This window comes from Synechococcus sp. WC101, assembly GCF_047461555.1.
In the GTDB taxonomy this organism is placed as follows: Bacteria; Cyanobacteriota; Cyanobacteriia; order Thermostichales; family Thermostichaceae; genus Thermostichus.
Genome location: NZ_JANSHG010000088.1, coordinates 1 through 10,612 on the forward strand (window position 1 = coordinate 1; position 10,612 = coordinate 10,612).

A 10,612-nucleotide genomic window follows, 5' to 3' on the forward strand; every position below is an offset into this window, starting at 1 on the left:
TCCTGGTTTACCAGTCCGTTGAAGCAGCAACTCCGGGAAGTGATTCTCGGAAGCTCCCGTCTACAGCCCGTCAGGGCCTAGCGGGAGAAGATGTCACTTCACCAGCCCTTCCCCACCGGGGTGTTGGTTGGGGTAGTCCCCCGCCGGGAACTTTTCGCCAGGGTGATAGGGTGTGGCCCAGAGGTGGTGGGCCAAATACCCCGCCCGTCGATACAGCCAGGAGTCGGGGTGGGCCAGGAGCTGGACATTTTCTCCTGGGATCAACTTGTAGGCCACCGGCTGCCCCAGGCGATTGTGGCGGTTGGGGTTGACAATCTTCCAGTAGCGCCCCCGCAAGGGATCCACCGTTTGCTTAGCTTCCTGCTCGGTTTTGAGCAGGGTGGAGCGGGCGCGGAAGGCGTTTCCGTAGGGGTTATCCGGCCCCGGCGGCAGCGGCTCGGCATGCACTTCGTAGAGGGAGTTGCCCGGCCCATCCACCGCCATGTCCAGGCGAACGGTGAAAAAGTGCTGGTGGTTGAGACCAGAGAGCTGCGGCGCCACCAAGACGCCAAATTCCGGCTCCTCCCCCGGCAGGGTGGCGCAGGTGTTGATAATGCCGGTGAGCTTGGCCTCGAACTCCAGGGTGCCATCCTGGTAAAAGTACCAGAAAAAGCCGTAGTCGTAGTTGCCGATGGTGGTAAAGAAAGAGAGCACCAGCCGCCGCGAGCGCCGCACCTGGGCTCGCTCCGTGCGCCAGTCGGTGTGCTTCCAGAGCACGCCGAAGTCTTCTTCGTGCATGCAGATGGCGTTTTTGAGGAGCATGGGCTCGCCGCTGTTGCTGGGCAGCCAGGCATCGAAGTAGTAGATCTCCCCCAGGCAGTCGCAGCCCAGGCGCAGGGAATTGGCCTGCATGCCGATGCCGTATTCCCCCACGTCAAAGGCGTTCTTGCGGCAGTGGGGATCGCGGGGATCGCCGTAGGGCACCACCATCTCGGCTACCGAAGCGCGGTAGAGGATAGGACGAAGCCGGCCCTGATCCTCATAGCCCACCTGATGCAGCACCAGCCCCTCGCGGGGGTTAAAGCTGATGCGCAGATCCCACTTCTGCCAGCGGATGTGATGGCCTTCCACCTGGAAGCTCACCCCTTGGGGCTGGGTAATTTCCAAAGGCTTCAAATCTTGGCGAAACTCTTTGAAGAAGATCTCGTCGAAATTGCCATCTTCCGGGGGCAGAGGCCAGGGGCCGCGATCCTCCACCTTGACCACCTGCATTTGGTTGAGGTCGATCCAGGGGTAGAGGCCCTCGATGGGACGGGCATAGCCATTGTCGTAAGGAGAAGTGCGCAGGAAACACAGGCCCCGCACCAGACGCCGCCCCTCTTCTTCCGGGATCCCAAAGTAGCCCACCGTCCAGTAGTCCACCATCACCCGCTCCACATCGGCAATGCCCCGCCGCTGCAGGGCGGCCAGGAATTGGGGATCCGCCTTGAGCAGGCGGTCGCAGGCGTACACCTCATCGTCCAAAAGGGGCGGCTGCACGCCGGGGACGAGCTGCCAAGAGCACACCTGCTGCCGGGAGAGGGAGACCACCGCCTCATACGTGCTGCCCTCGGCGGGATCCAACAGCACCGCAAACGCCTGCCGATCCCAGGGCTGGCCCGGCTGCCACGCTTCCATCCAAGGCCGCTCCGGCTCCTGCAGTTGGATGGTGACGAAGCGGCAGCGGGAAGCAAGAGGGCGCTCCTGACGCAGGATTTTGACCACTTCCCGGATTTCTTCGCCATTTAGGGGATCCAGAGGGTGGCTGGGCCACTCCAGCCGGGAAGCAGAGCCCCTCGACGGGCGATGTCGATAGCGCTCCGAATCGTGCGGAGCAGACTGAGGACTTCGCGGAAGTTCACAAATCACAGAAATAACCTTGAATTCTACAGAAAATGGATTGACTGGGTGACGATCCGTTGAAAAATGCCGCAGGGATCCCCCTGCCCGCCAGCGCAGGTGTTCTGAGCGAGCTCATCAACCAACCAAAACAGGGCAGGGGAGAATCTCGGCAGCGGGACAAATCGCTCCTCGGCTGGCCGCTGTCGCCAGCCGGCAGTTTCGAGAAACGCGGCCAGCAAGAGAACAGGACCAAAGGATGGCAGGAAGAATGCGGCTTCGTAAATCAGCCAACCGGAGGGGGATCCCCGCCCGCTAACCAAAGGAAGAGGGCAGCCGCGCCAACGCAAACCGAACAATATCGAACAATCGCCAGAAACTAACTATAGGCTTCCGGGGGAAGAGATCCCAGCTCAAAATCAGCAGCAATTGCTTTAGGCCAGACGTGGCACAGGACAGCATAAAAAAGAATAAACGCTTCACGCAGGCTGAGGGCAAACCCACCAAGAAGAGGCTTATCTGGCGCCACTCTCTTTTCAAACCCGAACCCATTTCGGCTTGCCCTAACCCCACCTGTCGGAGGGATCCCCAGGGTTGGGATCCAAGGCGCAACTGCTCATCACTATAGCAGAGGCTCCCCCCTCGGCCACAAGCCCTGCCCCGCAGAGCCCACCGCCGCTTTCGACAACCCCCACCCGCGAATTTGAAGTTTAGCTTGGGTTTAAGGTTCGTGTCCCCCAATACATCCCTGAACAGTGTGCTGAAATTATGCCTAAAGTTAAGGATTTCCGACAGGAGGATCCCCCTAATGAAAATCGTCCACAATGAGGCAGGGCTTCTGGAATAACCAACCGTTTTGGTGGGGGGAGATGGCTTCAACTCGATACCGTCTGGTGCCGGTGGGGCCAGGAGACAGCGGCTTTTATCCAGAGCATCTCTATTTGGCTCTGGAAGCCACCCAACTGGGCTACTGGCAACTGGATCTGCGCAGCAGGGAGCTGAGCAGTTCGCCTCAGTGCAAGGCCAAATACGGACGGGATCCCGGCGAGGAGTTCACCCTGGAGATGTTTTTTGAGCGGGTTCACCCGGAAGATCGCCCAAGGGTGAAGGAAGCTTTGCAGTCGGCGGGGCGCAGGGCGACGGAGGGGGATCCCAACTTTGCCGTCGAGTACCGTGCCTGCTTAGCCAACGGACAGGTGCGCTGGTACCTCTCCCAGGGCATTGTGCTCTTGGGGCCGGAAGGGGATCCCAGCCATGTTGTGGGCGTAACGCTGGACATCACCGAGCGCAAGGAACTGGAGGCGGCTTTGGCCGAACGGGAGTGCCACTATCGGCAGATGCTGGAAGCTTTGCCCGACATGCTCTTTCGCCTCGACCGCCAGGGCCGATGTTTGGAGATCAAGCCCCCCAGCAACTTTCCGACGCAGTATCCCCCCGACCATTACTTGGGCAAAACCCCGGAAGAGCTGTTTCCCCCTGGGGAAGCCCAAGCCGTTCGCCAGCATCTGGAGCTGGCCTTTGCCACCCAGCAAATCCAGGAGATGGAGTACTGCTGGACGGAATGCTCTTCTGAGCCTCAGTATCGGCAGGCTCGTTTTGTGCCTTTCGAGAACGAGCAAATGCTGGTGATGGTGAGGGATATTACTGCCCGCAAGCAAGCCGAGCTGAAGCTGCAGCAACAGGTGCAGCGGGAAAAACTGTTCAACCGGCTGATGCAAGCCATCAACGGCTCCCTGGATCTGCCGACCCTCTTTGAGGTAGCCGTGCAGGAAGTAGGCCAGGTTTTGCAGGCAGCGCGGGTTACCCTTTACCAATATCTACCTGAGGAGCGGGTGTGGGTGGCCATTGTCGGCCATGTCCGCTCTCCTGAGGTGCCCAGCTTCCTTCACCTGCGCATACCGGATGATCCAGAGATCCCAGCCATCCAGCAGTTGAAGCGGCTGCAGGTTTTTCACGTGCGGGATCCGCAGCAGGTTGCCGATTCGTTTGCGCTGCAGGAAAGGCAAGACCACCAACTCGGCCCCTGGCTGGGGATCCCCGTGGCCTGCCAAGGAAAGCTTTGGGGCGCCCTAGCCCTAGGGCGCTTGATCTCTGAGCCGGACTGGCAAGCGGAGGAGATCGAGCTGGCCATAGCGATTGGCGATCACCTGGGAGTGGCCATCCACCAGGCCGAACTTTATCAAAAGCTGCAGCAAACCAACGCCGAATTGGATTACCAAGTGCGGGTGCGCAACGGCCAACTGCAGCAAGCCTACGAAGACGAGGCCCTGCTGCAACTGATCACGGAAGAAATTCGCTCCAGCCTAGACGAGCAAAAGATTTTGGAAACCGTGGCGCAAGAACTGGCCCTCAGGCTGGGTCTTTCCGGCTGCAGGATTGCCCTGCACGACCCAGAACGACAGGCCAGCGTTTTGGCGGTGGACTATCGGCCCGACCAAGGGATCCGCCGTTTTCCCCTGGAGATCCCCTTTGCCGATTTTGCCGAGGTGCTCCAGCAGCTTCGGGGTGGGCAGTTCTGCTATTTCAGCAACCTTGGCCACCCCTGCTGGCCCGGCTACGAGCGCCATACCCTGCTGGTGGTTCCCATCTGCGATTTGCGGGATCGAACAGGCCAGCAAAAAGACTCGCTGCTTTTGGGAAATATTTGCGGATCCCGTCCGCCGGGGCAGGTGTTTGGCGAGCGGGAGCAACGCCTGATGCAGCGGGTGGCCGGCCAATGTGCAATTGCCATTCGCCAGGCTCGGCTTTACCAAACCGTGCAGCAGCAGGTGCAGCAGTTGCAGGAGCTCAACCACCTCAAGGACGAGTTTCTGCACATGGTCTCCCACGAGATGCGCACGCCTCTGACCAACATGAAGCTGGCGATTGGGTTTTTATCGAGGGCCAACCTGACCGAGCGGGAACAGCGCTACTTGCAGATTTTGGAGATGGAGACCAACCGCGAGCTGGACTTGATCAACGAGCTCTTGGAATTGCAAGCTATTGAAGCCGGAAATAGGGATCTCAAGCTGACCTGGTTATCTCCTCAAGAGTGGATCCCCAATCTTTCCGAGCCCTTCCGGCTGCGAGCTGCCCAGCAGGGCCAACAGTTCCAGGTGGAATGGGATCCCGACCTTTTGCCCCTCTGCACGGATGAGAGCCTGTTGTCGCGGGTGGTGGGCGAACTTTTGAACAACGCCTGCAAGTACACGCCGGCTGGGGAAAGCATCTGTTTGCGCTTTAGCCAGAGCCATCAACAGGGCCGTCCCGGCTGGCTGATCGAGGTGGGCAATACAGGGGTGGAAATTCCTCCAGAGGCGCTGCCCCGCTTGTTTGAGAAGTTTTACCGTATCCCGCAGTTGGATCGCCGCAAGGCCGGGGGAACGGGCCTGGGCCTGGCGTTGGCCAAAAAGGCTATGGAGATCTTGGAGGGATCCCTGACGGTGGCAAGTCACTCTGGCCAAGTCATCTTTCGAGTGTGGTGCCCCTCTCAAAGTCGAACGCCACAAGCCGGGATCCCAGGCGAATCCACCTAGCGCCTTGCGCAGGACTCGAACCTGCAACCATCGACTTAGAAGGTCGGTGCTCTATCCATTGAGCTAGCAAGGCAAGCTGCAGAGCCATTATATCCTTGGAGGAGTTTCCTCTCTGAGGTCGGCTACGCGGCTTAACCCGCTCTCTTAATGCCCCCCAAGGAGCTTCGTTTGGGGATCCCAGTCGCTAAAGTTATCATGACAAGGTCTTGGTTTGGAGAACCGGGATCTCGATGTCATCGCCTCGCGATCCTAGCTCAGTCGAGGAAAAGAAGGCTGCTCGCGGCTGGGGGTCGGAAAACCCTCCCGGCCTGGAATCTCTCTCTCCGCCAGCCAGGCGCCTGTTGCGCCTCTACCATGGCGGCAGCTTCCTCTTTCTGGGCCTGTTGTGGCTGCTGGTCGGGATCCCCAGCCTTTGGGCGCTGCGGGCAGATATTGTTCGCCTGTGGAACCATTTCACCTGGACAGGCCTGCGCTATGCCCTATTTTACCGGCCCGGCTGGCCCACCTTTGGTTTGCTGCTTTGCGTCAGCTTCACGCTGGGGATCTTGATCGCCCAAAGCCGCTACGAGCTGTTTGGGCTCTATCCTATTGAGCGCTTGATGCTGGAGCGCCAGTCCCGCTGGATTTTGTCTTTGCCCGCCTGGCATCCGCTGCGGCGCTGGCTGGCGCGCACTTAAATGCGCGGAATTTCCCACCGTATAGACGGTGGGAAGGGATAGAGCATAATGAGTTTTCGTCTGTAAACTACCCGGCTCCGACCGCCCCCCCTTCCCCCCCAACCCCCCGTATACGGGGGGCAGGGGGGCGGGGGGATAGGGGGGGTTCCTGCGGTTTCTAGCTGAAAATCTGGAGGTGTTCCGTCCAGGGATCCTCATCCTTGGCCGGGAGGGCAATACGGCAGAGCTAGTGTTCGATGGTCGGGATCGCCGCTTCCCTGGCGGGGTTGCTGGCCGAGGTTCTCCGCGAGCAGCAGGTGCTTTAGGCGTTCGCTCGGCCCGGATCCCTTCAGCGCCGTCTGGAGCAGTGACGTAGCAACCAACTGGCAGCGGCCCGATCGCCTTCATCCCAGGCCAGTCGCTCCACGGCCACCATCACCATCGAGGTAATCACAGCCTCGCTCAGGTGGCGGGAACGCAAGCGCTGCACGGCTGAGGTGGCGGCCTCTAGGTCGCGTCTGCGGATTGCACGCAGCAGCTCATCGGACATAGACAAGGCCAACTCGCCCCACTACCTTTCTACCGCAGGAGCCAGAACCTCCCCTTCTCCTTCACCTTCTTGTCAGATAACGCAAAAGTTTGTCTGGCTTCCCCAAAATCTCTTAAAGAACATCGGCGAAATTGTTGGAGAAATCGTTACACTTTCTTCGTCTCTGGCGTACACTACCCGGCTCCGACCGCCCCCCTTCCCCCCCAACCCCCCGTATACGGGGGGCAGGGGGGCGGGGGGATCTAGGGAGGTACAGGGCGGGGCTCCTGCGCTTTCTAGCTGATCATCTGCCATAATTACAAGAGCGGGATGTAGCGCAGCTTGGTAGCGCATCTGCTTTGGGAGCAGAGGGCCGCAGGTTCAAATCCTGTCATCCCGATGGGGCCGGTAGGGGAAGCGCTAGGGGTCTCCGGGCGCTCGGCCAAACTGGTGGCAGGAACCTCAGCAGGCCAGATCCCATCCCAGGCAAGCTTGCATCACCTGGCCCAAGAGGTATAGGGATCCACAGATAACCGCGGGCGGCTCGTCGAGGTCAGCCGGCTGCTGCAGTTGGGCTTGTAAAGCGGCAAGATCCGGCAGCGCCTGGACAGAGCGAAGATGGGGCTGCAAGATCTGGGCCAGGTGGGCCAGTTCTTGCGGATGGGTTCCGGCGTGGCCGAAGAGGGGCAGGGCGAAGAAGCGATCCCCCGGCCGCAGCAGGGTGGCGAGCATGCCCTTGACGTCTTTGGTGGTGAGAATGCCCATATACCAGGTGAGGGGGCCGGGCTGGTGCTCATCTAGGTAGCGGCGCAGCGCCTGGGCGGCGGGCAAGTTGTGGGCCCCATCCAGCAGCAGCTGGCGGGAGCCAATTTGCACCCACTGTAGGCGACCCGGCCAACGGGTGAGGGCAAATCCTTTCTCGACAGCGACATCTGGGATCCGCCAACCCTGTTCCTGCAGGGTCTCCACAACGGCCAGAGCTACCGCCCCATTGATCAGTTGCACCTCACCGGCAAGAGGCAGGGTAAGCACCTGATCCCGCCAGCAGACAGTCTGAGGACCGGCCCAGTGCAGGGGCTCCACCACCCGCAGGGGGCTGCCCGTCTGCTCGGCTCTAGCCCGGATCACGGGCATCACCTCAGGGGGTTGGGGCGCGCACACAGTCGGGATCCCCGGCTTGAGAATGCCGGCTTTTTCAAAGGCAATTTGCGCCAGGCTGTTGCCCAGACGCTGCCAATGATCCCAGCCGATGGAGGTAATGGCGGTCACTACCGGCTCGATGCCGGCGTTGGTGGCATCCAGCCGCCCCCCCAGCCCCACTTCCATCACGGCAATGTCCACCTTCTGCTGCCGAAAGTACAGCCAGGCAGCGGCGGTAATGGCCTCGAACTGGGTGGGGGAAGCCTCGCCTGGAGCGTAGGTCTGCAGGCAATCTCGCACTTGGGCCAACACCCGGCTCCAGTCGCCTGGCGAAATGTACTCGCCGCTCAGCCAGATCCGCTCCCGCCAATTGACCAGGTGGGGAGAGGTGTAGCGACCGACGCGATAGCCCGCCGCCCACAGCGCGTGGCTGACCCAGGCGCAGACGGATCCCTTGCCGTTGGTGCCGGCCACGTGGATGGCTGGGATCCCGGCTTGGGGCTGGCCCAGGCGCTGCAGCAAAACCTGCATGCGATCCAGGCTGAGGTCGACGCCAAAGTGGCCTAGCGACTCCAGAAACCCTGGCCAATCCCAGGTTGAGATCCCACCCGTCGGCGGCAAGTGATTCGGACTCAAGCGTTCACCTCAACTCAAGATATCCCCACCAACCCCAGCAAAGAGATTGCCCTCCCCTCTGCTCAGGCCGGTTGCGCACTTCCCCAGTGGCGGCAGAAGCCGTCAAAGGTTCACCACAAAAGCATCGCGAATACCCGGCTGCTTCAACACCTCTTCGATGATCCCATCTGGCAGAGGATCGTCGAGGCTGAGCACCATCACCGCATCGCCGCGGATGATCTTGCGCCCCACCTGCATGCTGGCGATATTGACGTTGTAGGCCCCCAGCAGGGTGCCGATGCGGCCGATGATCCCCGGCATATCCCGGTGCAGGGTCATCAGCATGTTGGCGGAGGGGGGCACATTCACCGGGAACTCGTCGATCTGGGTGATGCGCACCTCCCGCTCCCCGATCAGCGCCCCCGAAACAGAACGCACCCCGTTGGGGCCGTGGGCAATCAACGTCAGGGATCCGGAGTAATCCTTCAAAGAGGGATCTCGCGTCTCCACCACGCGAATGCCTCGTTCCTTGGCCTCGATGGAAGCATTGACGTAGTTGACGCGCTCCCGCAGAGCCAGCGTCAAAAGCCCCTTGAGCGCGGCGATGACGATCGGCTGGCCATCTTTTTCCGCAAGGGATCCCTGGAGGCGGATCTCCAACTGGCTCACCCGATCCCCCGCCAACTGGCCCACTAAGTTGCCCAAAGTTTCCGCCAAGTCCAGGTAGGGCTTGAGGCTTTGCAGCACCTCCGCCTGCAGGCCAGGGATGTTCACGGCAGAACGGGCAGGCAGCCCCAACAACACATCGCGGATCTGCTCGGCTACGTCGATGGCTACGTTGACCTGCGCCTCCTCGGTAGAGGCCCCCAGGTGAGGTGTCAGCAGGATCTCCTTGCCCAAGGAAAGGAGAGGTGAGTCTTTGCTGAGGGGCTCGTCGGCAAAGACGTCCAGGGCCGCCCCCGCAATTTGGCCGGACTTGAGAGCTTCATAAAGGGCTTGCTCGTCCACCAAGCCGCCGCGGGCACAGTTGATCAGGCGGGCGGTCGGCTTCATCATGCGGAAGGTCTCAGCGTTGAACAGGTTAGTGGTCTCAGGGGTCTTGGGGACATGCAGGGTGATGTAGTCTGACTCCTGCACCAAGGTTTTGAAATCCACTAGGCGCACCCCCAGTTGCTCCGCCCGCTCCATCGAAAGGTAGGGATCGTAGGCCAAAAGCCGCATCCCCATCGCCTTGGCAATCTGGGCCACATGGGATCCAATGCGACCCAATCCCACAATCCCCAGCGTTTTTTTGTAGACTTCTACCCCGACAAACTCCTGCCGCTTCCATTGGCCCGCTTTCAGAGAGGCATTGGCATCGGCGATGTGGCGGGAGAGGGCCATCATCAGAGCGATGGCGTGCTCGGCGGCAGCAATCGTATTGCCCTCAGGGGAGTTGACCACCAGGATCCCAGCTTTGGTGGCGGCAGCCACGTCGATGTTGTCCACGCCCACCCCCGCCCGACCGATGATTTTCAAGTTCGTCCCCGCCTCGATCACCTCGCGGGTGACCCGCGTGCCGGAGCGCACCATGATGGCGTCGTAGTTGGGAATGACCGCGATCAACTGCTCCGGCGTAAGGTCGGTTTGCACATCCACCTGGGCCACTTGGGAGAGGATGTCGATCCCCGCCTGATCGATGGGATCCGTGACGATAACTCTGGGCATAAGCGACGATAGCCTAATCGGATGTAGGGCAACAGAAGCAGAAGAGCCAATACTGCAAGCTAGGCTGGATCCCAGCCACCCTGTTGACCCAACCTCAGCCGGCACCCTTTAATCTACCGCGAAAGTCCGCCGGCACGCGCAAGACCCGCAGCTCCCAAAGAGCAAAAGTCCCAGTCTCCTGAGCTCCGGCGGAGATGCGGCGCTCACGGGCGGGATCCCACAAGAGCCAGGTACTTGCCGTCAATTAAAAAGATGCCATTGGCAAACTGCACACTGTAGGTGCCCAACAGCCGCCGCTGCAAGATCACCCCTTGTTCGTGCAGCCGAATCAAATGGGCGGGGCGCAACATCGGCATCGGGTCAGCCGTTTTCAAGTAAGGAGGCATCTCTACCACCTCAACCCTCGCCCCCACCGGCAGCAAATCTTGAGCTTCAGACATGACCCCACAAGCATCGACGCTACACAACAAAAGGATAGCTTGGTAGCCCCGCACTTGAGTGCAGGGCGGAAAAGCCCGCTAGCCACTTTAGTCGCTTACCCATGATGGGGGTCGTTGATATAGTTTCATAGCTCAAACAACCTCTTCCTGACT

Annotated in this window: 7 protein-coding genes and 2 tRNA genes; 3 read left to right on the forward strand and 6 right to left on the reverse strand. The window is 60.5% G+C overall.

The window, feature by feature from the left end:
* Positions 1–93: 93 nt before the first annotated feature.
* On the reverse strand, positions 94–1,887 hold the full coding sequence (locus NW809_RS07480; RefSeq protein WP_414401850.1) for a primary-amine oxidase: 1,794 nt from the start codon (positions 1,885–1,887) through the stop codon (positions 94–96).
* 839 nt (positions 1,888–2,726) lie between these two features.
* Here NW809_RS07480 and NW809_RS07485 point away from each other — a divergent pair.
* Positions 2,727–5,372: a GAF domain-containing protein gene (locus NW809_RS07485; protein ID WP_414401851.1), complete on the forward strand. Its 2,646-nt coding sequence runs from the start codon at positions 2,727–2,729 to the stop codon at positions 5,370–5,372.
* On the opposite strand, the gene NW809_RS07490 is transcribed toward NW809_RS07485, so the two are convergent.
* Positions 5,373–5,445 (reverse strand) — tRNA-Arg (locus tag NW809_RS07490).
* A gap of 157 nt (positions 5,446–5,602) precedes the next feature.
* Between NW809_RS07490 and NW809_RS07495 the strand changes: the two genes are divergently transcribed.
* Positions 5,603–6,049 carry a hypothetical protein gene (locus tag NW809_RS07495; protein ID WP_011430201.1) on the forward strand — a complete coding sequence of 149 codons (447 nt, stop codon included), beginning with the start codon at positions 5,603–5,605 and terminating at the stop codon, positions 6,047–6,049.
* A gap of 328 nt (positions 6,050–6,377) precedes the next feature.
* Here the strand turns inward: NW809_RS07495 and NW809_RS07500 are convergent, their stop codons facing one another.
* The gene (locus tag NW809_RS07500) at positions 6,378–6,584 is read right to left on the reverse strand and encodes a hypothetical protein (RefSeq protein ID WP_143597112.1); all 207 of its coding nucleotides are present in this window, start codon (positions 6,582–6,584) and stop codon (positions 6,378–6,380) included.
* A 299-nt stretch (positions 6,585–6,883) separates the two neighbouring features.
* Between NW809_RS07500 and NW809_RS07505 the strand changes: the two genes are divergently transcribed.
* Positions 6,884–6,957, forward strand: a tRNA-Pro gene (locus NW809_RS07505).
* Between the two features lie 62 nt (positions 6,958–7,019).
* Here the strand turns inward: NW809_RS07505 and NW809_RS07510 are convergent.
* The 3 genes from NW809_RS07510 to NW809_RS07520 form a co-directional block, all read right to left on the reverse strand.
* Positions 7,020–8,333, reverse strand: coding sequence for a bifunctional folylpolyglutamate synthase/dihydrofolate synthase (locus NW809_RS07510; protein ID WP_414401852.1), 1,314 nt, complete (start codon positions 8,331–8,333; stop codon positions 7,020–7,022).
* A gap of 102 nt (positions 8,334–8,435) precedes the next feature.
* Positions 8,436–10,019, reverse strand: a complete 1,584-nt coding sequence (gene serA / locus NW809_RS07515; RefSeq protein ID WP_099812151.1) for a phosphoglycerate dehydrogenase — start codon at positions 10,017–10,019, stop codon at positions 8,436–8,438.
* A gap of 203 nt (positions 10,020–10,222) precedes the next feature.
* A complete protein-coding gene (locus NW809_RS07520) occupies positions 10,223–10,459 on the reverse strand; it encodes a DUF3148 domain-containing protein (protein ID WP_041438293.1) in 237 nt (78 codons plus the stop codon).
* Positions 10,460–10,612 lie beyond the last annotated feature (153 nt).